The 24,201-nt window shown below is 64.7% G+C and carries 14 protein-coding genes and 1 pseudogene; 12 read left to right on the top strand and 3 right to left on the bottom strand.

What is annotated here, in order from left to right:
- From AC1DKD_RS28520 to AC1DKD_RS28535, 4 genes are all read left to right on the top strand, one after another.
- A partial coding sequence (locus AC1DKD_RS28520) for an SDR family NAD(P)-dependent oxidoreductase (RefSeq protein WP_477143982.1) occupies nt 1-7,411 on the top strand: 7,411 nt, incomplete at its 5' end.
- Entirely contained in the window at nt 7,408-8,304 is an 897-nt protein-coding gene (locus AC1DKD_RS28525; RefSeq protein WP_477111249.1) for a UDP-3-O-acyl N-acetylglycosamine deacetylase, read from the top strand. The genes AC1DKD_RS28520 and AC1DKD_RS28525, both read left to right, overlap by 4 nt.
- Nucleotides 8,305-8,321: 17 nt before the next feature.
- Nucleotides 8,322-9,650 carry an aminotransferase class I/II-fold pyridoxal phosphate-dependent enzyme gene (locus AC1DKD_RS28530; protein WP_477111250.1) on the top strand — a complete coding sequence of 443 codons (1,329 nt, stop codon included), beginning with the start codon at nt 8,322-8,324 and terminating at the stop codon, nt 9,648-9,650.
- The gene (locus AC1DKD_RS28535) at nt 9,647-10,327 is read left to right on the top strand and encodes an N-acetyltransferase family protein (RefSeq protein ID WP_477111251.1); all 681 of its coding nucleotides are present in this window, start codon (nt 9,647-9,649) and stop codon (nt 10,325-10,327) included. The genes AC1DKD_RS28530 and AC1DKD_RS28535 overlap by 4 nt, the downstream gene beginning before the upstream one ends.
- Nucleotides 10,328-10,345: 18 nt before the next feature.
- On the opposite strand, the gene waaA is transcribed toward AC1DKD_RS28535, so the two are convergent.
- Genes waaA through AC1DKD_RS28550 form a run of 3 tightly spaced genes read right to left on the bottom strand, consistent with a single transcriptional unit; the run spans nt 10,346 to nt 13,876 of the window.
- Nucleotides 10,346-11,665: a lipid IV(A) 3-deoxy-D-manno-octulosonic acid transferase gene (gene waaA / locus AC1DKD_RS28540; RefSeq protein ID WP_477143983.1), complete on the bottom strand. Its 1,320-nt coding sequence runs from the start codon at nt 11,663-11,665 to the stop codon at nt 10,346-10,348.
- Entirely contained in the window at nt 11,665-12,705 is a 1,041-nt protein-coding gene (gene waaC / locus AC1DKD_RS28545) for a lipopolysaccharide heptosyltransferase I (protein WP_441624901.1), read from the bottom strand. Before waaC ends, waaA begins: the two co-directional genes overlap by 1 nt.
- Before the next feature lie 49 nt (nt 12,706-12,754).
- On the bottom strand, nt 12,755-13,876 hold the full coding sequence (locus tag AC1DKD_RS28550; RefSeq protein ID WP_477143984.1) for a phosphomannomutase/phosphoglucomutase: 1,122 nt from the start codon (nt 13,874-13,876) through the stop codon (nt 12,755-12,757).
- Nucleotides 13,877-14,297: 421 nt separating this feature from the next.
- Between AC1DKD_RS28550 and AC1DKD_RS28555 the strand changes: the two genes are divergently transcribed.
- The 8 genes and pseudogenes from AC1DKD_RS28555 to AC1DKD_RS28590 all read left to right on the top strand — a co-directional run bounded on the left by AC1DKD_RS28555 (nt 14,298) and on the right by AC1DKD_RS28590 (nt 24,136).
- Nucleotides 14,298-15,464 carry a glycosyltransferase family 4 protein gene (locus AC1DKD_RS28555; protein WP_477111254.1) on the top strand — a complete coding sequence of 389 codons (1,167 nt, stop codon included), beginning with the start codon at nt 14,298-14,300 and terminating at the stop codon, nt 15,462-15,464.
- The gene (locus AC1DKD_RS28560) at nt 15,461-16,777 is read left to right on the top strand and encodes an exopolysaccharide biosynthesis polyprenyl glycosylphosphotransferase (protein WP_477111255.1); all 1,317 of its coding nucleotides are present in this window, start codon (nt 15,461-15,463) and stop codon (nt 16,775-16,777) included. The genes AC1DKD_RS28555 and AC1DKD_RS28560 overlap by 4 nt, the downstream gene beginning before the upstream one ends.
- A gap of 35 nt (nt 16,778-16,812) precedes the next feature.
- On the top strand, nt 16,813-17,937 hold the full coding sequence (locus AC1DKD_RS28565; RefSeq protein ID WP_477111256.1) for a glycosyltransferase: 1,125 nt from the start codon (nt 16,813-16,815) through the stop codon (nt 17,935-17,937).
- Entirely contained in the window at nt 17,937-19,196 is a 1,260-nt protein-coding gene (locus AC1DKD_RS28570; protein ID WP_477111257.1) for a lipopolysaccharide biosynthesis protein, read from the top strand. Before AC1DKD_RS28565 ends, AC1DKD_RS28570 begins: the two co-directional genes overlap by 1 nt.
- Nucleotides 19,193-20,296, top strand: a complete 1,104-nt coding sequence (locus tag AC1DKD_RS28575; RefSeq protein WP_477111258.1) for a glycosyltransferase family 4 protein — start codon at nt 19,193-19,195, stop codon at nt 20,294-20,296. The genes AC1DKD_RS28570 and AC1DKD_RS28575 overlap by 4 nt, the downstream gene beginning before the upstream one ends.
- 128 nt (nt 20,297-20,424) lie before the next feature.
- A pseudogene (locus tag AC1DKD_RS28580) lies at nt 20,425-21,433 on the top strand (IS110 family RNA-guided transposase).
- Nucleotides 21,434-22,287: 854 nt separating this feature from the next.
- Nucleotides 22,288-22,722, top strand: coding sequence for a hypothetical protein (locus AC1DKD_RS28585; protein WP_477111259.1), 435 nt, complete (start codon nt 22,288-22,290; stop codon nt 22,720-22,722).
- 589 nt (nt 22,723-23,311) lie between these two features.
- Entirely contained in the window at nt 23,312-24,136 is an 825-nt protein-coding gene (locus AC1DKD_RS28590) for a class I SAM-dependent methyltransferase (protein WP_477111260.1), read from the top strand.
- The last annotated feature ends 65 nt before the right edge of the window (nt 24,137-24,201 follow it).

The following is a 24,201-nucleotide window of genomic DNA, read 5'->3' on the forward strand; positions in this document are numbered from 1 at the left end:
CTATACGTTCTCTGCCGGCGTGCTTGGCGACATTGCGGGCTTCGATGCCGATTTCTTCGGCATTTCGCCGCGCGAGGCCAGGCAAATGGACCCGCAGCAACGCTTGCTGCTGGAACTCGCCTGGGAAGCGTTCGAGAATGCCGGCCAGCGGCCTGCCGAGATGGCGGGCACTAATTGCGCCGTCTTTATCGGCGTGGCTAGCAAAGACTACGGCGATCGCAGCGTGGATGACCTGAGCGTAGCCGACGCCTACTCCGCGACCGGCAATACGCTGAGCATCGCTTCGAACCGGATTTCCTACCTGTTCGACCTGCGCGGCCCCAGCATGTCGATCGATACGGCATGCTCGTCGTCGCTGGTCGCACTGCACCAGGCCTGCAATGCCATTCATGCTGGCGAAGCCGATTCGGCGCTGGCCGGTGGCGTCAACCTGCTGCTGCACCCATTCCCGTTCGTCAGTTTCGCGAAGGCGTCGATGCTGTCGCCCACCGGGCGCTGCCTGGCTTTCGATGCTGCCGGCGACGGCTATGTGCGTTCCGAGGGCGGTGCCCTGGTGCTGCTCAAGCCACTCGACAAGGCTCAGGCCGATGGCGATACCGTCCATGCGGTCATCGTCTCGTCCGGCGTGAACTCGGATGGGCACTCGCAAGGCGGCATCAATGTGCCTGGCGCGGCCACGCAAGCCGCGTTGCTTGAGGATGTCTATGCCCGTGCGGGCGTCGATCCGCTGGATATCGCCTATGTGGAGGCGCACGGCACCGGCACTGCGGTGGGCGACCCCATCGAAGCGCGTGCCTTGACGGATGTGCTCGGCAAACGCCGCGCACCGGACCAGCCCTTGCTGATCGGCTCGGCCAAGACCAATGTCGGTCACCTTGAGACTGCTTCCGGCATGGCCGGGCTGCTGAAGGCGGTGCTGTGCCTGAAGCACAAGGCAGTGCCGCCTACGGTCCATTTCAAGAACCCGAACCCGAATATCGACTTTGCCGGCGGCGGCTTGCGCGTGGTCGACCAGTATCTGCCGCTCGACACGGGCGGCAAGCCGCTGCTGATGGGCGTGAATTCCTTCGGCTTTGGCGGTACCAACGCCCACGTGCTGCTGGGCGAGGCCGAAACCCGGCACGACGCCGTGGCGAAGGCGGCGCCCGCGGCGGCACCTTCGGCCCTGGTCTTTAGCGCGCGCAGCCCCGATGCGCTGTGCGCCCTGGCGGGCCAGTATCACGCGCGCCTGGAGGCTGGCGCGTCGTGGGAGGCGCTGGCCAGCGCTGCCGCGCGCAAGCGCCAATGGCTGAACCACCGGGCAGTAATCACGCCCGCCAGCCAGGAGGCGGGCATGGCATCGCTAGACCTGCTGGCACGCGGCGAGAGCGCGCCGGGCGTCACCACCGGCGAAGTGCCGACCGGCGCGGAGAGCAAGCTTGCGCTGGTCTTCTCCGGCAATGGTTCACAGTGGGCGGGCATGGGCCAGCGGATGCTGGTCGAGGATGCCGTTTTCCGCGAAACCATGGACGAAATCGATGTCCTGTGGCAAGCGGATGGCAGCGACTCGCTGGCCGGCGTGATGCGCGCAGGCGCCACGGCCACCTGGCTCGAAGGTACGGAGAACGCGCAGCCTTTGCTGTTTGCGCTACAAGTTGGCGTGGTGCGCTCGCTGCAGGCACGCGGCTTGCGATACGACGCATGCTTTGGCCACAGCGTGGGCGAAGTGGCTGCGGCCTGGGCGTCCGGTGCGCTGACGCTGGCGCAAGCCGTGCATGTGATCAAGGAGCGCAGCCGTGCGCAGGCCACGACGGCGGGCACCGGCAAGATGGCTGCAGTCGGCGTTAGCGCGGAAGCCGCGCAACAAGTCATCGACCGCCTCGGACTTGGCGAGGAGCTGGAGGTGGCGGGCATCAACAGCCCCGAAGCCGTCACCGTGGCCGGTTCGCCCCAGGCCATTGCCACCATGCTGGAGCATCTGGCCGACAGTGGAAAGTTCTTCCAGGCGTTGGATCTCGACTACGCATTCCATAGCAAGTGCATGGATCCGATCCGCGATCCGGTGCTGACGAAACTGGCCGACCTGCAGCCGCAGGAGGCGCACACGCCATTCATTTCGACGGTAGCTGGCGCGCAACTGCCCGGCACGGCGCTCGACGCGCAATACTGGTGGCGCAATATCCGCGAACCAGTTCAATTCGAGGCGGCCGCGCGCCACCTGGTGGATGCGGGCGTGCGCGTTTTCCTTGAGATCGGCCCGCACTCGATCTTGCGCAACTATATTGTACAAACCCTCGGGCACGCCAAGGCGAGCGGCCACGCCCTGCCCACGCTCAAGCGCAATCACGACAGCGCCGCTCAGTTGCAGCACGCGTTCTGCGCAGCGCTGGCGCAAGGCGCCAGCCTCGATGCGGACAAGGCTTATCCCCCAGCCGATCCGGACCTGGTGCTACCGACCTATCCGTGGCAGCGCAGCCGGCACTGGCTCGCCCCCACCGCCGAGGGCTATGACCTGGTCAACCGGCGCCGCGAACACCCGCTGCTGGGCTACCGCCTGAAAGACAGCGCCGTGGCCTGGGAAAACCAGGTCGACCCGGTCAAGCTGCCGCTGCTGGCCGACCACGTAGTGGATGGCGATGTCATCTTCCCCGGCGCTGGCTATGCGGAAATGGCGCTGGCCGCCGCGGGCCTGCATTTCGGCACCGAGTCCTCTGCCGTGGAGAACCTGGAGATTCGCTCGCCCGTGGTGTTCCAGCCGCAGCAGGGCAAGCTGTTCCGTTTTACCGTGGATGCACGCACGGGCGGCTTCGTCATCGAGACCCGCCCGCGCATGAGCACCGATCCGTGGACCATCGGCGTGGTTGGGCGGCTGCTGCCCGGCGGCCCTGCCTCGGTACCCAGCGAAGCCCTCGATGCCGGGGAACTGGCGGCGCTTGAGACCGCATATGCGATCAATGGCGATCAGCTTTACAGCAAGGCTGCCGAGATCGGGCTGAACTTCGGCCCTGCATTCAAGTGGGTGAAGTCCGTGCGGATTGCCGGCGATACGGCAATCGCGGAACTAGCGCAGCCTGATGTGCTGCAAGGCGCGCTGTCTGCCTATGCGATGCACCCTGCCGCCATCGACGGCGGATTCCATCCGTTGCTCGCCTTGATGGGCGCGGCGGCGAACGAGGAAGACGTGGCAGCCGACGCCGCCTATGTGCCGGTACAGATGGGCCGTATCGACTACTACGGCGGAGGGGAGCGCGTGCGCCGCGTGGTGGCGCGCATCGAGCGCCGCAGCCCGCATTCGCTGGTGGCGTCCTTTACTTACCTGGATGAGTTCGACCAGATCATCATGCGCGTGGGCGCATGCCGCTTCCGGCGGGTCGACCTGCAAGCGCGGCGCCAGGTGACGCCGAGCCGCTTCGCGTTTGTCGCCGAAGCCAGGCCCTATGCCGCCAACCTCAGCGCGGCCGCCCTGCCCTCGCCTGAGACGCTGATCGCGTCGGCCACCGCCGCGTTGGTGGCGCACGAAGACGCTGCCCACCGCCGCACCCACCTGACCGAGGTCATGCCGCTGCTCGACGTGCTGGCGGCGGCTTATGCCTTGCGCGCGGTCGAGGCGCTGGAAGTGCTGGGGCAACCGCAGCTGCCGGCAAGCGCCAATCCGGCGTTGTTCGAGCGGCTGGTCGGCATGCTGTTGGAAGACGGCGTGCTGGGCATGCGCGACGGTCTACTGGTGCGCGGCGACGAGACGCTGCCTGCCATTGAGGATCTCTGGCGCAGCCTGGTCTCCGCCTCGCCGGGCCATGTCGCTGAACTCACACTGCTGGCGCATTGCGGCGCCGCGCTGCCGGCGTTGCTCGGCGGCAAGCTCAGCCCCCAGGCCGTGCTGCCGAACGGGCGCAGCAGCCTGGTGGACCACCTCTACGAGGCCTCGCCCACCTGGAACCACGTCAACGGGCTGGCCAGCGCCTGCCTGGACAGCGCGGTCGCGGCGTGGAACGAGCAACGCCCCTTGCGCGTGCTCGAAGTGATCGCCCCCGGCACCAACCTGTTCCAGCCGTTTGGCTCGCATCTGCAATCGCGCTGCGACTATGCCATTGCCGGCAGTGCGGAACAGCTTGGCGCGTTCGATGCGACCGAGCATCCGCTGATCCGCACCGTCCAGATCGAATTGGGCGAAGCGCCCACGCTCGCGGCCGAACCCGGGCGCTCCGGCAAATATGACGTCCTGATCATCAACAACCTGCTGCGCGCAAGCGCGCATCCGGAGCGGCTGATCCAGGCCGCTCGCGAATGGATGACGCCCGGCGCGCTGCTGATCGTCGCCGAGAGCCAGCCGAGCCGCTTCACGGACATCGTATTCGGGCTGTCTGCCGAATGGTGGAAGCTGGGCCGCGGGGAACTGCTACCGGCCAATGCCATCGCAGCATTGCTGCAGGAACATGGTTTCGACGTCCCTGCCCGGCACACGGAAGCGGAACTGGAGATCGAAGGCACGCCGGCGTTCCTGGTCGCGCGCCGCGGCATGGATGCCGCCGCCGCAAGCCAGCCGGAAGCACCGGCGGCCAGCTGGCTGCTGGTAAATCCGGCTGCGCACGGCCGGCTGATGGCCGCCGTGGCCGATACGTTGCAGGGACACGCCCCGCATGGCGAGGTCGCCGTGCTCGATTCGGTGCAGGCGCTGCTCGCCCACCCGTCCCTCACTGCCGCGCCCATGTCGTGCCACGTGGTCTTCCTCGCGGCCGACATCGACGGCCTGGACGTGGAGGCCAGCGGCACCGACATGATGCATGCGCAGCAGAGCACCTCGATTGCGCTGGCGCAACTGGTGCGCGGGCTCGCCAACGCGGCTTCGCCGGTGCGCCTGTGGGTAGTGAGCCGTGGTGGTGCGCCGCTGGCAGTTCCCGGCGCGCAGCCATCCGCCTTCAGGCCGGAGCAGGCGACGCTATGGGGGCTTGGCCGCGTCCTGATGAACGAGTACGCCGAGCTGTCCAGCCACCTGATCGATATCGATCCCGCCTGCGAGCGACCGGCGTCCCGGCTGGTTCACGAACTGCTGTCGGACGAACGCGAGGAAGAAGTGCTGCTCACGCGCACGGGTCGTTTCGTGCCGCGCATGCTGCCGGCCTCGACCGTCGAGCTGCGCGAGCAAGGCGCCGGCTCGGACCGGCAAAGTCAGCACAGTGTGCTCGCCTTCGCGTCGCCGGGTTCGCTGCGCCACCTGCAATGGTTCTCCCTGGCCGACCGCGAGCTTGACGCGGACGAGGTGGAGATCGAACCCGCCGCGACCGGCCTCAATTTCCGTGACGTGATGTACGCCATGGGCTTGCTATCCGACGAGGCTGTGGAGAACGGCTTTGCAGGACCGACCATCGGCATGGAGCTCTCGGGCCGCATAACGCGCGTCGGCAAGGATGTGCAGGGCTTCCAGCCGGGCGACGCCGTGCTGGGCTTCGCACCGGCCTGCTTCGCCAGCCGCGTGCGCACGCGCTCTGGCGCCGTGGCGCTCAAACCCGAACGGCTGAGCTTCGAGGAAGCCGCGACGATCCCCACCACGTTCTTCACGGCGTTCTACGCGCTGTGCGAGCTAGCGCGGCTGCGCAAGGGCGAGCGGGTATTGGTACACGGCGCTGCGGGCGGCGTCGGTATTGCGGCCATCCAGTTGGCCCGCCATCTTGGCGCGGAAGTGTTCGCCACCGCGAGCACCAACGAGAAGCGCGAGTTTGTGCGGCTGCTGGGTGCCGACCATGTGTTCGATTCGCGCAGCCTGGCGTTCGCCGACGACATCCTGCATTGCACCGGCGGCCAGGGCGTGGACATTGTGCTCAATTCGCTGGCCGGCGAAGCGATGGTGCGCAGCATCGATGTGCTGCGCCCGTTCGGCCGCTTCCTGGAACTGGGCAAGCGCGACTTCTACGAGAACAGCCGGATCGGCCTGCGCCCCTTCCGTAACAACATCAGCTATTTCGGCATCGATGCGGACCAGCTGATGCATGCGCAGCCGGGGCTGACCGCTCGCATCTTCGCCGAGGTCATGGAGCTGCTGGCCAGCGGCGCGCTCGATCCGCTGCCGTATCGCACGTTCCCCGCGCATCGCGTGGAAGAAGCCTTCCGCTACATGCAGCAGGCACGCCAGATCGGCAAAATCGTGATCACCTTCCCGACCGGCGCCCCGGCACCGCAAATCCCGAAGCCGACGCATTTGGCGCTGGACCCGCGAGCGGCCTACCTGGTGGCGGGCGGCACGGGCGGCCTTGGCTTTGCCACGGCGCGCTGGCTGGTGGCAAAGGGTGCCCGGCACGTGGTGCTGGCGAGCCGCGGCGGCGCCTTGTCCGAAGAGCTCGCCGTGCAGGCACAGCAGTGGCATGAGGAATTGGGCGTCGTCGTCACCGTGAATTCGTGCGACCTGACGGATGGCGCTGCCGTTGCCGCGCTGGTGGAGCAGATCGAACGCAGCGGAACCCCGCTCAAGGGCGTGGTGCATTCGGCCATGACCATCGCCGACGGCCTTATCGCCAATCTCGACGACGAACGCTTCGGCAGCGTGCTGGCACCCAAGGTGGCTGGCGCGTGGAACCTGCATCGCGCCACGCAAGGGCGCGCGCTGGACTTCTTCGTCGTCTACTCGTCGGCTACCACCTTACTCGGCAGCCCCGGCCAGTCGAGCTACGTGGCCGCCAATACCTTCCTGGAATCGCTGGTCTACCTGCGCCGCTCCAACGGACTGCCAGGCTGCTTCATGGCCTGGGGACCGCTGGAGGATGTTGGCTTCCTGGCACGCAATGCGCAAACGCGTGAGGCGCTGCAGGTGCGCATCGGCGGGCGCTCGATCACTTCGGCCGAAGCCATGGCGGCGCTGGAGCAGGCCCTGCTGGCAAACCGTGCCGGCGAAGCCGTGCTCTGGCTCGACTGGCAGGCCGTGGCGCGGGTGATGCCCGCCGCACGCTCGCTGCGCTACGTGGAAATGCAGGGCAGCGAGGGCCAGGACGCGCAGCGCACGGCAGGCGCCAGCCTGGGTGGCGAGGTGCGCGCGCTGCCGCCAGCCCAGGCCCTGCAACTGGTGATCGAGACCATGCAGGCGCAGATCGCGCGCATCCTCCACCTGTCGGCCAAAAAGGTCGATATCGACCGCTCGGTGGTCGATCTGGGCATGGATTCGCTGATGGGGATGGAGCTGGGCATGGCCGTGGAGGAGTCCTTCAAGGTCAAGCTGTCGGTGATGCTGCTGGCGGATGGTGCCACGGTGCGCTCGCTGGCGCAGAAGATCGTCGATTCGATCCGCACGGACAGTGCGGCCGCTGAGGAAGACGCACCGTCCGAGACGCAGCAGCAGATCGAAGCGATGATCGCGCGGCATGCGCTCGACATAAATCCCGAGGACATCCGCGTGCTGGCCGACAAAGTCGAACCCAACGTGTCCGCTACTCCGACGCGTCAATGAACGGCGTTTGGGGCTGGCATGCAAACCAGGGAACGTTGGCCCAGGACTTGGTGCTGGCGGGTCACGGCCTGCACACCGGGCGGCGTGTCCATATACGGATACGGCCGGCCGGTTCGGGCCATGGCATCGTCTTCCGGCGCGTGCTGGACGGCCAAGTCCTGGCTGAGTTGCCCGCATCGCCCGGCCTGCGGCTGGCGCAGCCGCTATGCACCGCGCTGGAGGCCGGCAATGGCCTGCGCGTGCGTACCGTTGAACATCTGCTGGCCGCGTTGCTGGCCTGCGAGATCGATCATGCCATGGTGGAACTCGATGCCGAAGAGGTGCCGATACTCGATGGCAGCGCCTTGCCCTGGGTGGAGGCCATACAAGCGTGCGGCCGCACCGCCCTGTCGGAGCCCAAGCGGTTCCTGCGGGTGCTGCGCCGCTTGGCGGTCGCCGACGACGAGATGCGCCAACTGGTCATCGAGCCGGCCGAGCGCTATGAGCTGCACGTCACCAACGATCTCAAGGGCTTCGGCGTGTTGTCCTGGCAAGGCGAGATCAACCCGGCCAGCTTCCGCAGCGAGATCGCGCCCTCGCGCTCGTACGGCCGCCTGAAATGGGCGATCCCCACGATCGCCTTCGGCTACCTGCGCGGCAGGCCGATCCTGCGCGGCGCGCGGCCATCGTGCACGGCGACCATCGTCGGCGGCTCCGTCATTGGCGGCATGCGCCTGCCCGCGGAGTTCGTGCGCCATCGCGCGCTGGACCTGGTCGGCGACCTGGCGTTGCTGGGTGCGCCTTTGCTGGCACGCGTGACCGCCCTGCGCCCCAGCCATGAAATGAACTATCGCCTGTGTTCGGCACTGCTCGCGCAACCCGATGCGTGGGAATGGGCCGGACCGGCCATCTGATTGAACAAGGATTACGTATGGGATTGGGCGACAACCTGAGGCAACAGCTCGCCGCGAAGGCGCTGCAGCGCCAGCTTGAACGGGTGACCGGGGAGATCGAGGCGGTCCCGGCGGCCATGGCCAAGCCGGCCGCGCCTTCCGAACTGGCCCAGCTATGCCGGTTCGACACGCTGCCCGCCTACCAACAGGTCGCGATCGGGCGCCAGATGAGCGAGCAGCTGCGGATCGAGTCGCCCTTCTTCCGGGTGCACGAAGGCGTGGCCGGCGCCACCACGCAGATTGGCGGTAAAAGCTATATCAACTTTGCCAACTACAACTACCTCGGCCTGGCCGGCGATCCGGCAGTGTCGGCAAGCGCAAAGGCTGCCGTCGACCAGTACGGCACCTCCGCTTCCGCCAGCCGCATGGTCGCCGGCGAGCGCCCGGTGCAGCGCGAACTGGAGCATGCGCTGGCCGGGCTGTATGAAGTGGATGACTGCGTCGCGTTTGTCAGCGGCCACGCCACCAATGTCACGGTCATTGGCTCGCTGTTCGGGCCGTCGGACCTGATTCTCCACGATGCGCTCGCGCACAACAGTATTGTCCAGGGCGCGCAGCTCAGCGGCGCCAAGCGGCTGAGCTTTCCGCATAACGACTGGAAAGCGTTGGATGAACTGCTTACGCGCGTGCGCCGCCAGTACCGGCGCGTACTGATCGCGGTGGAAGGCCTCTACAGCATGGACGGGGACCTGCCGGAGCTGAAGCGCTTTATCGACATCAAGCGCCGGCATGCGGCCTTCCTGATGGTGGATGAAGCGCATTCGCTGGGCGTGCTGGGCGCCAACGGCAAAGGTATTCGCGAGCACTACGGCGTGGCGGGGCGCGACGTGGATATCTGGATGGGCACCTTCAGCAAGACGCTGGCGGGGTGCGGCGGGTTTATCGCGGGCGAACAGGCGTTGACGGATATCCTGCGGCACTTGGCGCCCGGCTTCTTGTATAGCGTGGGCATCGCACCCATGCTGGCGGCGGCATCGCTCACCGCGTTGCAAAGAATGCTAGAAGAGCCGGAACGGGTCGCCACCCTGCGCGAGCGGGGGCAATTGTTCCTGGAGCTTGCACGCAAGGCTGGCCTGAACACCGGGACCAGCGCCGGCTACTCGGTGATCCCTGTCATCACTGGGAGTTCGATGAAGGCGGCGCAATGGGCAAACGCGCTGTTCGACGAAGGCATCAACACCCAGCCGATTTTCTATCCGGCGGTGGAAGAGAAGGCCGCCCGGCTGCGCTTCTTTATCTGTTCCACGCACATGCCGGAGCAGATTCGCACTGCCGTCGACGTTGTTGCCCGCCTGTCGCGCAAATGAACCGGACTGGCGAGCCGCGCAAATCGCTGCTGGCGGCGATGGTGTGCCGCCCGGCCACCGCGCACGACGCGACGGCGCTGGCGCCGCTGGTGCTCGCATCGGGGGGGCTTGAATTTTCCTATCTGCTTGGCGGTACGCGGGAAGAGCGCGAAAGCTTCCTGCGGAAGGTAATCGCAGCGGATAACGGGCGGTTCTCCTGGCGCCGCCATCGCGTGGCGGCGCTCGGGAACGAACCGGTCGCGGTGCTGGGGATCCAGGATGGCCGGACCAACCTGCTCGACGGTCCGCGTGTTGCGCTGGATTTCCTGCGTGTCTTCGGTGCCCGGCGAACCGGCGGCATCATCGGTCGCGGCCTCATCCTGGAACGGGAAATTCCGGCCCCCAAGCGCCGGCAGACGCTCCTCGCGCATTGCGCCACGCGTGCCGACATGCGCGGCCAGGGCATCTTCCAGGCGCTGTTTGCCGAGACGATGCGCGCCGGCTTGCTACCGGCTGGTCCGGGACAAGCGCTCGTCCTCGACGTGCTGGGCAGCAATGCGCGGGCCGCCGCGCTTTACCGCAAACTGGGCTTCGTCGCAATGGATGCGCCGCCGGAGCGGGCCGGCAGGCTGCCGCCGGCGCTGCGGGCCGCCAGGATGCAGTTTCAGCCGTCGCCAACCAAGGCAAACGCCGCATAACGAGTCAGTGGCCAGGGGTCAGGCCGGCAGCACTTGCGCCAGCGCCGCCACGGTCCGCGCCGTAGCCCCCCGATGCAGCACCGAGAATGCCCGCGCATGATCCCGCATGGCCGCCAGGCGCGGCGCATCGCCCAGCACCGCTGCTGCCGAGCGCATCAGCGCATCCGCATCCGCCACGCGCTCGCAGGCGCCCGCGGCAATCGCGTCCTCGGTGGCCTGCGCAAAGTTGAAGGTATGCGGCCCGATCAGCACCGCCGTACCGGCGGCACAGGCTTCGATCAGGTTCTGGCCGCCCAGGGGCAGCAGGCTGCCGCCGATAAAAGCGATATCCGCTGCGGCAAAATACAGCGCCATCTCCCCCATCGAATCACCCAGCAACACATCCGCCGTTACCGGCTCCGGCAGTCCCGATTGCTCCCATGCGGCGGCATCGCCGAGCGCACTACGGCGCTGCACGGAGAAGYCAGCACGCGTCACCAGCCCAGCGACTTCGTCGAACCGCTGCGGATGGCGGGGCACCAGCAGCAAGACCGGGCGCGGCACAGCGCCGTGGACGCCCGCCGCCAGCGCCTGCCAGTGCGCGAACGCCTCGAGCAAGAGCGCCTCCTCGCCTTCGCGGGTGCTGGTGGCAGCGAACACGGCGCGCGCGCCGAATCCCTGGCGCAACACGCGGCCACGGCGCAAGCCATCCTCTGGCGGCCGCATATCGAACTTGAGGTTGCCGGTTACCTGCACCGAAGGCAAACCCAGGGCACGAAAGCGTTCGGCATCCCCCTGGGTCTGCGCCAGCACCGCCGTGAAGTCGCGATACATCGCCGTTGCGGCCCGCCCAAAGCGCGCAGTGCGGCGGAAGCTGCGCGGCGACAGCCTGGCATTGACCAGCAACAGCGGCACGCCCGCCACGCGGGCGCCTCGCACAAGGCTGGGCCACACCTCGGTTTCCATCAGCATGCCCGCCACTGGACGGAAATATCGCAAGAAACGCCGCACCAGCCAGGGCAAGTCATAGGGCAGATAGCATTGCATCACGCGCGGCTGCCCGCCATACAACTGGGCGCCGGTCTGGCGCCCGGTGGGCGTCATATGCGTGAGCAGGATGCGATGGGACGGATAGTGCGCCAGCAGCGCGTCGATCAGCGGCTGCGCGGCGCGGGTCTCGCCCACCGACACCGCGTGGACCCACAGCCAGGGCCCGGCGGCCGGCAGCTTGCCGTAGGCGCCAAGACGCTCGCCCACGTGCTGCACATAGCCGGGCTCCTTGCGCGCGCGCCACACCAGGCGCAGCAGCGCCACTGGCAGCGCCAGCAGCCATAGCAGGTTATACAAGACGCGCAGCATCAGATCCCCTGCCCGCGCACACGCCGCGCGGCGGCGTGGACTTCATCGACCGTCGGCACCACGCCGTCGTCGCCCACATTGGCGATGCAATCGGACCAGTACCCTTCGGTCTTCCAGCGCCAGGTGGCGGTATAGATCTCCACGGTCGGCCGGCACAGCGCCGCGGCGATGTGGACCAGGCCCGTATCGACCCCGATCACCACTTCCGCGCGGTTGATCAGGCCGAATCCCTGCATGACGGAGAAACGTGGCAGCACCTGCGCCTGCGGCACGCCGGCGGCGATCTCTTGCGCCGCGCGGCGCTCCGCTTCGTTGCCCCAGGGCAGCAGCATGGTCTGGCCTTCGTCAGCCAGCCGCCGGCCGAGCTCGTGCCAGCTGGCCAGCGGCCACTTCTTCTTCGCGCCCGCAGTGGCGTGGAAACACACCGCGTAACGCGCCGGCAGGCCGGCCCATAGCGGATCGCCGACATGCAACGTGCGTGCGCCGGAACCGAAAAACCGCGGCGGCTCCGGCGGAGCGAGTCCCGTCAGGGCCGCGCCCAACAGGCGCGAGCGCCGTACCGAATGGGTCTGGCGCGGCACCGTCACCGAATCGGTATAGAAGAGCCGCGCGGCCGGCTCATAGCCGGAGCCCTGGGTGGCATTGGCCAGCCCGATCACCGGCGCACCGGCGCGGCGGCTTGCCACGCGGGCCACCACGGCGGTCTTGAGCAAGCCCTGGGTCTCGATCACGGCGTCGTAGGCATCCTCGCGCAGAGCCCGCCTGAACGCACCGATCTCCCGCCAGGTAGCGGCCTGGTAGAAGCGCTTGCGCCAGCGGCGCAAGGCGAACGGGATCACCCGCCGCACTTCCGGCAGCAAGCGCACGAGATCGACGTAGCCTTCTTCGACCACCCAGTCGATCTCGCAGTCCGGCCAGCGCGCGCGCAGGTCGTGGATCAACGGCATGTTATGCACCACGTCACCCAGCGACGAGACCTTGACCACCAGGATGCGCGGTCGCGCAGGCAGCGCATCCTGCGTCAAGGATTGGCCCGGCATGCCCCATTTTCCCGATTTGCCCTCCTGGGGCCCATTCAACGGCATCCGCTCAGAACGGGAGTTGCGCGTCCGGCTTTTCCGCCAGGATCACGCGTTTGAACTCGGCCTGGATGCGTGCCAGCGCAGCGTCGTTGTCGGCCTCGAAACGCATCACCACCACCGGGGTGGTGTTGGACGGACGYGCCAGGCCRAAGCCATCGGSGTAYTCCACGCGCACGCCGTCGATSGTGATGACYTCGCGCGCRCCRTCGAACTTYGCRTTGGCGCGGATCTTGTCGAGCARCGTGAAGGCTTCGCCCTCGGCGCACTTGAGCTGCAGCTCGGGCGTGCAGTGGGAGTTCGGCAAGGCATTGAGCAATGCGCTCGGGTCGGCGTGCTTCGACAGGATCTCCAGCAGGCGCGCGCCCGTGTACAGGCCATCGTCGAAACCGTACCAGCGATCCTTGAAGAATACGTGGCCACTCATCTCGCCGGCCAGCGGCGCGCCGGTTTCCTTGAGCTTGGCCTTGACCAGCGAATGGCCGGTCTTCCACATCAGCGGCTCGCCGCCGTGCTGGCGGATCCATGGCGCCAGCTTGCCGGTGCACTTGACGTCATAGATGATCTGCTGGCCGGGATTGCGCGACAGGATCTCCTCGGCAAACAGCATCAACTGGCGGTCGGGAAAGATCACCTGTCCGTCCTTGGTCACCACGCCCAGGCGCTGCTGGCGGATGTCGACCTGCTGGCAGCCGCCGGCACCGCTGGCGAACTGGCCGGCCTCGATCCGCTGGCGCAGCGCCTGGATCTGCTCGCCGTAGATCGCCTTGCCGGCCAGCACCATCTTGAAGCCGTTGTAGTCGGGCGGATTGTGGCTGCCCGTCACCATGATGCCGGAAGTGGCTCGGCGCCCCGCCAGGTCGACGTTGGTGCCGAAATAGACCATCGGCGTAGCAACCATGCCAAGATCGATCACATCCATGCCAGCGGCGCGCAGGCCTTCGACCAGCCCGCCCAGCAGGTCCGGGCCCGACAGGCGTCCGTCGCGCCCCACTACCACTGCGCGCTCGCCTTGCTCGGCGGCGGCCGTGCCAAAGGACAGGCCAATCGCGCGCGCCACGTCGCGCGTCAGGGTCTTGCCGACGATGCCGCGGATATCGTAGGCCTTGAAAATGGAAGGATCAATTTGCATGGGTCATCCTGAATATTTGCGGTTGAACCGATCGACTTTGCCGGCCACCCGTTCCGGCCTGAGCCAGCGCGGCGGGCAAATGCGTCAAAGGCCGTATTTTGCCGGATTGCGGAGGGCACGCCAGTTATAATCGTTCGGCTACGCACGAAAGGGTGCGGCCAGCCGGCCTGCATGGCCCCAGGAACACCCGCCGCGCGGGGACCGGCCAGACCTGCCGCAAACTGCGTCAGTTGGCCGTTGGCGGGTTCGCGTCACTCGTCCAGGATTCGGCCCACCGGCACCTCCGGGCCGTGTTTGAGTGCATTTTTCGGATTTTTTGCCCTTTTTTCATCCTGGGCCCCTGATGGAACCTTCTGCCGGAGCGACGGCCCTACCGATCAATCCCAGCTCCATTCCCCTAGCCCCCTTTGCGATTTGCCCAGTGCCTTCGCCCCTGCCCAACCACCACCCGCTCCGCCCGCGCATCGCCTACCTGATCACGAACTCCGAGATCGGCGGGGCGCAGACGCACGTCGCCGATCTGCTTCAGGCGCTGCGCGACAGAACCGAGCCCGTGCTGCTGGCCGGGGGGGATGGCCCCCTGCTGGACATCGCACGGGCCGCCGGCGCCCGCACCGTACGCCTGTCTCTGCTTGACAATGCCCTGTCGCCGTTGCGCGCGCTGGCCACGCTGAGGCAACTGCTGGCGGCGCTGCGTGTCGCGCGGCCCGACCTGATCCACGCCCACAGCGCAAAGGCCGGCGCGCTGGGCCGGGTGGCCGGCTGGCTACTCGGCATCCCGGTGGTCTATACGGTGCACGGCTTCGCCTTCAAGGCCGCGGCCCCGATCCGCCAGCGCCTTGTCTCGCGCGTGATGGAATGGCTGCTGGCACCGCTGACGACCCGCCTGATCTGTGTAGCTCAGGCTGAACGGTCGCTGGCCGCGGCACTGCCAATTCCCGCCGCGCGGATCAGCGTGATCCGCAACGGCATTGCCGACAGCAGCGCGCACGCCACGCCCGGGGCGCCGCTGCGGCGCATCGTCATGGTGGCGCGCCTGGCCGCACCGAAGCGCGCCGACCTGCTGATCCGCGCCTTCGCGCGCGCCGCGCTGCCCGATTGCGAACTGGTGCTGGCCGGCGGAGGCCCCCAAATGGCCGCCTTGCGGACCCTCGCCGACACCATGGCACCAGGGCGCGTACGGTTTGCCGGCCCGGTCGCAGACGTTCCCGCCCTGCTGGCCTCGGCCCAGGCCTTCGCGCTCGCATCGGACCACGAAGGCTTCCCGTTGTCGATCCTGGAGGCCATGCGGGCCGGGCTGCCGGTCATCGCCAGCGACCTGCCGGGCGTCCGCGAGCAGCTCGACGACGGCGCCTGCGGCCTGCTGGTCGCCGGCAACGACGAACATGCGTGGTCAGGCGCGCTGGAACGCCTGGCAGGCGACACCGCCTTGCGCGAGAATCTGGGGCACGCTGCTCGGACCCGATGGGCGAGGGAGTTTGGCCTGGCGCCGATGGCCGAGGCGACCTGGGCGATCTACCTGCAAGCGCTGGCGGGCGGGCTCGCCGCCGCCCGTGCGGCGGCCTGCACTGGAGCAAGCGAACAATGAACAAGATACACATCGTCGGCCGCCCCGCCCAGCTGACCCGCGCCCAAGGCTCGGAAACCATCCGCCGCGCCAGCCGCATGCTGGCCTGGGCGCTGCTCGGCCTGCTCTTGTTCGGCCTCAATATCGTACTGGCCGAATTCGCGCATCACGCCGGACTTGTCACCTACGTCTTCACCCGCACGCTGCTGTGGTCGGCACTACCCTACCTGTTCTCCTTCGTGTTGCTGCACCGCTCGCTGCACCTGCCCGCCATGGAAGGCAACAGCCTCGTCGGACTGGCCGCCACCCTGCCCTTCGCCGCGCTGCTCTTCGCCTTTGCCGCCTTCCACCTCGAATATTCGCGCGGCGCGCTGCTGCTCAGCTACCTCACCACGCTTGGCTGGATCTGGTTCGGCTACCGGCACTTCGTGCGCAATTACGTACCGGTATTTGGCTACACCGATGCCGCCACGCTGACACAACTAGAGAAGATCCTCGCCATGCCAGGCGCGGCGCCCGCCAGCCCCACCCGCTTCCAGGCCATCAGCTCGCTCGAGGAAGCGGTGCATTGCGACGGCCTGATGCTGGACCGCAACGCCACCGCCGATCCCGAGCGCACCCGTGTGCTCGCCCAGTTCAAGCTCAGCCACGTGCGCATGTATTCGGTGGACCGGATCGGCGAGATGCTGACCGGCCGCGTCGGCCTGGCACACATCGACGAAAACTTCCTCGACGACTATGCCGCGCACTATTTCTATAGCTTCGCCAAGCGCCTGATCGATCTCGCCGCGGTGGTTTGCCTGGCGCCGCTCGCGCTGCCGTTGGGCGTGGCGGTGGCCATCGCGATCCGCCTCGAATCGCCCGGGCCCGCGCTGTTCCGCCAGGCGCGGGTGGGACTCTTCGGCAAATCCTTCACCATGTTCAAGTTCCGCAGCATGGGATTCGACGCCGCCGCGCCCGCGCAATTCGCCGCCCGCCGCGACCCGCGCGTCACCCGCGTAGGCCGCGTGATCCGCAAATACCGCCTCGACGAAATCCCTCAGCTATGGAACGTGCTGGCAGGCGATATGAGCCTGATCGGCCCGCGCCCCGAACAGGTACCCATGGTCAAGGAATTCGCCCATACCATCCCCTACTATCCCTACCGCCACCTGGTGCGGCCTGGCTTGTCGGGCTGGGCGCAGGTGCAGCAAGGCTACGTCGGCACGCATGAAGAAACGGTGACCAAGCTCAGTTACGACCTGTATTACGTGAAGCACTGTTCGTTTGCGCTGGACCTGCTGATCGCGGTAAAGACCCTGCGAACATTGTTGACGGGATACGGGGCTCGGTGAACACGCCATCGCTCTCCCAGGGCGCCACGGCCCCCATGCGCATCCTGTTGCTGAGCACCGGCCTGCAGCTTGGCGGCGCGGAGCAGCAAGTATCGGCGCTGGCGCGGCAATTTGTCGCACTGGGGCATGCCGTAGCGGTGGTCAGCCTGACACCGGGATGCGCGGTGGACCTGCCTGCCACGGTCAGACTGCTGGCGCTCGACATGCGCAAGACACCCCTTTCGATGGCTCGGGCATTTTGGCACCTGCGCAGTTTTGTGCGAGAGTGGCGTCCGGAAATCATTCACGCCCATATGGTGCACGCCAACCTGATCGCTCGGGTCCTTGCCGCAGTGTCGCCCTGCCCGCCCGTCATCTGTACCGCGCACAGCGCGCGCGAAGGCGGCAGGATGCGCATGCTCGCCTACCGGCTCACGGACCGCTGGGCGAGCCTCACTACGCATGTCAGCCCGGAAGGCCGTCTAGCGATGGTGAAATCGGGTGCCGTACCCGCCGCACGCATCACCGTGGTGCCGAATGGCATCGATACCACCCAGTTCCGCCCCGACCCGGTGGCGAGGAACATTGCGCGGACGGGACTTGGTTTGGATAACGACATGCGCCTGCTGATCAATGTCGGGCGTCTTGTACCTGAAAAGGCGCAGGGCGTATTGATCGACGCATTTGCCCTTTTCCGGGCCAGCACCGAGGTCAAGGCGCGCCTGCTTATCGTCGGCGAGGGGCCTGAACGCGCCGCCCTGGAGCAACGTATTCGCCAACAGGAGCTAACCGGCAGCGTCATGCTGGCGGGCACCCGCCGCGACGTCCCGGCTTTGCTCAACGCGGCCGACCTGTTCGTACTTTCCTCGGAAATCGAAGGCATGCCACTAGTTGTGGGCGAAGCGCTTGCCTGCGGGTGTCCGGTGGTCGCCACCGACGCCGCCGGCGTCGCGGCATTGCTCGGCGACAGCGGAACGATCGTGCCCAGGGGCGACGCCCCAGCTCTCGCCAGCGCTATCGGCCAAGCGATTGGAACCGGCCGCGGCGCGGCGGCCGAGCAGGCCACACGGCACGATCGCATCGTGTCGCGCTTCAGCCTCGAAGCCGTGGCCCGCCAGTGGCTGGCCTGCTACGCGGGCGTGGCCCGGATGGCCCCCGCGGCCTGTGCGGAGCCCGTCTGATGCAACGCAAGGTTGCCAGTAACCTTGTATGGATGCTGGTCGAACGGGGCCTGCAGGTGGGCGCCGGTATCGGCATCGTGGCCATGCTGGCTCGCGGGCTGGGGCCGGAGGGCTTTGCGCACTTCCAGTATGCGCAGGCCGTGGTCTACATTGCCTCATCGATTGCGCTGATCTGCGGTGGAGAAGTCGTTATCCCGCGTTTGGTGGCCAACCAGGATCCGCTTGCGCAGCATCGGCTGGTGATCCATGCATTCCGGCTGAGGCTGGCGGCCGGTGTACTCGGCTACCTGCTGATGTGCGCTTTCCTGGTCATCACCGGACAGACCGTCGAATTCTGGCTACCGGCGCTGATCATTGGCCTGGCCGTGGTGCTCCGAGAACCCTTCGGCATCGTCACGGCGTGGTTGCAGGCGCGTACGAGGACCCGGCCGAACACGCTATTCAACTTGGTCTCGCTGTCGGTAAAGGCCACTGTTGTGGGCCTGCTGTTTGCTTTAGGCATTAACTATGTGCCCGCCTACGCGCTGGCTTTTTCCCTAGAACCAGTCGTAGTGGCCATATTGCTGACCGCCTATTATTTGGCGCGCGCCCCACGCGCCCGCATCACTTACGACCCTGCCCTGGTCCGGGAGCTATTCAGCAACGGACTGCTGTTCTGGGCCAGCTTCATGCTGATGATGGGCTCACGCCGGATTGACCAGTTGCTGCTCAAGCCACTAGTTCCGCTCGGCGAGCTGGGCGCCTACGCGGCCGCCATGCAGATCCTCGACAACTTTGTCATGGTCGCCACCATCCTCTCGGCTGGCATCGCGCCCATCTACGTCTACGCGCAGCCCACGCTGGCCCAGGCGCGCCGCAACATCCTCAAGATCGCCGGCGGCATGATGGCCGTCGGCGTTGCCGGCGGCGTGCTGATCGCGCTGAGCGCGCACTGGATCATCCATCTGCTCTATGGCGCCGCCTTCGCCTCCGCGGCCAGCCTGCTGCAGCTCTCCGCGCTGGCTTCGACGCTGATCTTTGCCGATGTCGGACTGACCTTGCTGCCGATCTACCTGCGGCGTCCACGCCTGGTCGCGATCAAATGGGGCCTGGTGTTTGCCGTAACGATCGCCATCGACATTGTCGCGATCCCGCGTCTCGGCACGTACGGTGCCATCCTGAGCTACGCTGTCGCCAACCTGCTCTCCGTGCTGTTTGGCATCGTTATCTGGATGCGAAGCGCAAGAGCGCATCCAGCCACGCAAGAGGCGCGCGCATGACGAGCGTGCTGCCCCGTCTCTGCTTTCTCACCGGGACACTGAATGCGATGGCCGGCGCGGAGCGTATGACCGCCACCATCGCCAATGCGCTGGCCGAGCAAGGCTACGCGGTCAGCATCCTGAGCCTTTGGGACCACGCGAGCTGCTTCACCTTGCATCCGGATGTCAGCCATGAGGCCCTGTTTGCGCAACGTCCATCATTCAAACACGCATACGCCGCCACGGTGGCGGGCATACGGCGTCACGTCAGGACACAAAAGATAGATGTGCTCGTGCAGGTCGACACCATGCTCGCCCTCTTTGCCTTGCCGGCGACGCTTGGCCTGGGCGTACGCCACATTGCCTGGGAGCATTGCCACTTTGACGAAGACCTCGGAAAGCCGGCGCGCAGGCTTGCGCGTCGCCTGGCTGCGCGTTATTGCGAGGCCATCGTGGTGCTTACAAAACGGGATCGCGGCCGATGGATCGAAGCCTTGCGCCCCCGCAGCACAGTGGTCTGCATCCCGAACTCCCTGCCCTTTGCGATGCCCGCCCAACCCGTCCCCAGAAACACCAAGATCGTGCTTGCGGTAGGCAGGCTCGTCGTCGCCAAAGGTTTCGACGTTTTGCTACGGGCCTGGTCTGAGGTGACGCCGCTAGCGCCGGACTGGCGGCTGATGATTGTGGGCGAGGGTGAAGAGCGTGCGAGGCTGGAGGACCTGCGAAATCAGCTCGGGCTCGAGGACAGCGTCACACTGCCCGGCGTCTATGTGAATGTAACGACGGCTTACCAGCAAGCCTCGATTTTTTGCCTCAGTTCGCGTTATGAAGGCTTCGGACTAGTACTGATCGAGGCGATGGCATTCGGTTTGCCAATCGTGTCGACAGACTGCGAAACTGGCCCGCGGGAGTTGCTGGAGAACGGCCGGGATGCCGTGGTGGTGCCGGTAGATGAGCCAAGATCACTTTCYCAGGCAATTATGCGGCTGGTCAACGATCGGGACGAAGCGACGGCTCTCGGCAATGCGGCAAGGCAGAAAGCGCAGGCATATTCCCAGGAGCGACTTGCCCAGCGGTGGGGAGCCCTCCTTGGGCACTCCGCGGCACAAAGCAGAAGATAACAAATGGTATGGACGCCGCCTCTCGGACAGGAGGGGAAAACGGACTCCTGCGCCGACGGCATCGATGTGCCACAGTGGAAGCGTTGACCAACCATCTAAAGCGAGGAGTCCGCCATGGATATTACGAGATCGGCGTAGACTTGGCAAAGCGCGTGTTTGCCGTGCATGGAGTGGATGTGCGCGGTAATCCTGTCTTGCGCAAGACGTTGCGACGGGAACAGATGGTGCCGTTCTTTACGCGTCTACAGCCGTGCGTGGTGGCGATGGAAGCATGCGCCAGCGCACACTTTTGGGCGCGCAAGCTGGAATCCCTGGGGCACACGGTGAAGCTAATTGCGCCGCAATTTGTGAAGCCGTATGTCAAGGGCAACAAGCATGACGCTGCCGATGCGGCGGCTATTTGCGAAGCGGCAAGTCGGCCGAGCATGCGGTTCGTAGCGGTCAAGACTCCACGAGCCCAGACGGTCCTGGCACTGCACCGCTTCCGGGACGGGTTCGTCAAGACGCGGACCGTTGCGCAGCTTGCTGGCGGAATTTGGCTTGATTCTCCCGCAAGGGATGCAGGAGGTGAAAGGGATAATCGCCGACGAGAGGAACGAGCTACCGACCCTGATGCGCGCTCTCGCGCAACGACTGCTGTCGCATTTGCTGGAACTAGACCGGCAGGTGCAGGAGCTCGACAATCAGGTGCGGACGTTGTCCAGGCAATCGAGCGTATGCCGCCGACTGGAGAAGGTGCCGGGAATCGGACCGATTACGGCGACGGCACTGGAAGCGACGATAGGCAATAACATCACGACCTTCAAGAATGGTCGACAGTTGGCGGCCTTCCTGGGCTTGGTACCAAAGCAGCATTCCAGTGGTGGCAAGGAACGGCTGCAAGGCATCAGCAAACGAGGTGATGGCTATCTATGCCGATTGCTGGTGCAAGGTGCGCGAACGGTGTTGCATCACACGATGCGCAGGACGGAGCACAGTGGTTGGCTGGCACGGCTGGCGGTCCGACGAAACGCGAATGTCGCCTGTGTGGCCCAAGCCAACAAGACCGCGCGGATCGTCTGGGCGCTGCTGGCACATGGCAGGGAATTCCGCTCTGATTTCCCTGCCGTTACCGGCAGTCAAACCAGAGCGACTTGATCACGACAGGGAAGCAAGGCACATCACCAGGTTGCGCAGGTAAGGAACGAAGGATGGCAAACAGGTAAGACCGGGATGGCATCAACCCGATAAGAGCCATGAGCAACAAGCTCGGCAAACAAATAGGGCTGCCGTCAGCGAATTCCATAGAGGCCAGCGGTGAAAGCCGCAATCAAAGGCCGGATGTAAGTTCGCAATCTTTATTCTGTTTGAATCACACGTTCTCTACTTGGCAAACGGCGGCGTCCATGTAAGGGCTCTTGGACTGAAGTTCCGTTGTAGCAGGATTAAATAAGATGTGATATTTGGCCTTTATTCCGGCTTGATCGGTACCTAGGGTAGGGGTATAAAACGTCCAAAATTACTACGTAGCGCATCAACAAGCCCGCGATGGTGCTGCGCTTACCTCCCCCAACTTCCATGACACATCGGACACCCAATTCGAGAGCGACCTGCCACGATCGCGCCTCTCGCCAATGCAGACTGTCCAAAGCCACCCGCGATCAGACCTATCGCGGCGACGGCCGCCTGCGGTCGCGCGCTCGCGCCCAATATGCCTAGCTTCTAATATTCAAACTAGTGGCGCTCAGCCTCACAAGATCAGACCTGTCACCAAAGAAAATGAATGAAACGTCAGCAGTCAAAAAGATCATCCCGCTCAACATAAAATTCGCGACGGCGCAAGTCGCTACCGAGGAGAGTCTCGTGTCGAAATTCATGACAACAAACAGCGATTAACYGGGGATGCCAAGGACCTGCTGGAAGCCTACGCGACCGGATCTCGGGATGCAGTTCGGAGCTTTAACACCGTTGTAAATAACTTAAAAACATCAGATCGAAAGGCCATCGTCGTCATGTTCGGCGATCACTTACCATTCCTGGGGGATAGGTTTCTCGTTTACACACAGTCCGGACTTATCAAAAGCCCTGACCAAAAGGAATGGTCGCATGCCGAACGAGAAGCCATGCATGCCGTTCCCGTCGTGATGTGGACGAATCTGCCAAGAAAGGTCAGCCTCCCGAAAATCATCAGCCCAATCTTTCTTGGCTCAATCGTGAAGCGAGCCAGCGGGCTTGATGAGAATAAGCTGGACAAACTGCTTAACCGTATTCAAAACATAAATCCAATAATCAGCCAATTTTACAGCAAGACTATTAATGGAACCGTAGCCGAAGGACCACCGCAGACCGGCGAACTGTTCTCGCTATACGAGATGATCGAATACGACCAGCTATTCGGAAGGAAATATGCAACGCAGTTGATCTCCAGGGTGAAGACCACTCAATAGCAACCGAATATTTGACCTTAAAAATTACCCAGGTGGGGGCAAGCGCGGTCCTTGAGGATCCCGCGGGTCTGGCTCACCACCACGCGGATCCTGGCCTGCGTATCCGACACATCAATGAGGAGCGAAAGGCACAGAAATGGACCCGACTGAGGGTTGGGGCGCGGCCTAGTGCAACTGGCGTAAGGCACTTGCCACCGGTCGGCTTCCATGTGGAAGTAGCGGGTCGGAACAGGGAAATGCATAGCTGCGGACAGGTGCTGTCGTCGTGCGACAACGATGCGAGCTTACGCGGGCACATGCCGTCAGCAGCGTACGAGGCGCACTCAAAACTTCAGCACGAAGTGGCCTGCATTACCCGAGCGCTACTTCGCACATAATCATCTGGACAACCGGGACAGATCCGATTAATCTGCAGCAATATGCCACTGACCTAGCGCCCTTTACTCCCTCTGCCAAGAGAAATCACGGCAACAACTGTGATTCGTGGAAATTGCCCGGCACCACCCTCCGCCCAATGGCTATTCCCTCCGGGGCATCCAAGTGGCTACCAAACAAGTCTGATTGCGAACAAGGAATGGAGATGCCGCATATGGCACCAGAAAACAATGCTCCGCATAATTTTCAGTGCAATATTTGCAACGCAAATAATATAGTCCCCCCGGAAAAACTGACGCGTGAAGAACCGACTTGCACCTGCGGCTCTACCGTAAGAATGCGATCAATCATCCATGCGCTAACCATGGAATTATTTGGCAAAAGCCTGAACATCTCCGATATCGATCCACCGCGCCCGGACATCGTTGGCATTGGAATGAGCTGCTGGGATGGCTATGCAATACCCTTGGCGCATCGAGTTGCATATAAAAATACTTATTATCACCAAGAACCGTTTCTTGATATTACAAACATCGACCCCGCCATGGAGGGTTCGCTAGACTTCATTATATCAACCGACGTTTATGAGCACGTTGCACCGCCAGTTTCCATTGCTTTCGAAAATACGCTACGCCTGCTAAAACCAAACGGCGTCTTCATCTTCACTGTGCCGTATTTCCACACCGGAGAGAAACGAGTCCAGACCACTGAACACTTTCCCGATCTGCACAACTATGATCTTCAGGAAAGCGAGAACGGATACCGCCTCGTCAACACCACGCGCAAGGGAGAAACGCAGATATATGAAGACCTCGTATTCCATGGTGGTCCAGGAACAACACTGGAGATGCGGGTCTTTTCTGAATGGTCCGTCTTACGCGAGCTGAAGAGGGCTGGCTTCAATGATCTAACGATATATGGAGCCCCAGAGCCAAAGCATGGGATTCTTTGGCCACTGAAGCACTCCATGCCAATTGCCGCAAGGGTGAAGAGGGATAAGAAATTCTGGCAATTTGGCGCGCAAATCAAGCATCGATAGCCCTGGTCGGCTGCGGGCTGTCTTGCCTCACCAGCCAGGCAAACTCAAAACAGCTTCAAAAACCC

The sequence above is a fragment of the Cupriavidus sp. 05T313 genome, assembly GCF_056396665.1.

Bases quoted from the DNA above. Each gene is read 5' to 3' on its own strand.
- AC1DKD_RS28525 (WP_477111249.1), top strand. From the start codon at position 7,408: ATGAACGGCGTTTGGGGCTGGCATGCAAACCAGGGAACGTTGGCCCAG.
- AC1DKD_RS28530 (WP_477111250.1), top strand. From the start codon at position 8,322: ATGGGATTGGGCGACAACCTGAGGCAACAGCTCGCCGCGAAGGCGCTG.
- AC1DKD_RS28535 (WP_477111251.1), top strand. From the start codon at position 9,647: ATGAACCGGACTGGCGAGCCGCGCAAATCGCTGCTGGCGGCGATGGTG.
- waaC (WP_441624901.1), bottom strand. From the start codon at position 12,705: ATGCCGGGCCAATCCTTGACGCAGGATGCGCTGCCTGCGCGACCGCGC.
- AC1DKD_RS28560 (WP_477111255.1), top strand. From the start codon at position 15,461: ATGAACAAGATACACATCGTCGGCCGCCCCGCCCAGCTGACCCGCGCC.
- AC1DKD_RS28565 (WP_477111256.1), top strand. From the start codon at position 16,813: ATGCGCATCCTGTTGCTGAGCACCGGCCTGCAGCTTGGCGGCGCGGAG.
- AC1DKD_RS28570 (WP_477111257.1), top strand. From the start codon at position 17,937: ATGCAACGCAAGGTTGCCAGTAACCTTGTATGGATGCTGGTCGAACGG.
- AC1DKD_RS28585 (WP_477111259.1), top strand. From the start codon at position 22,288: ATGTTCGGCGATCACTTACCATTCCTGGGGGATAGGTTTCTCGTTTAC.
- AC1DKD_RS28590 (WP_477111260.1), top strand. From the start codon at position 23,312: ATGGCACCAGAAAACAATGCTCCGCATAATTTTCAGTGCAATATTTGC.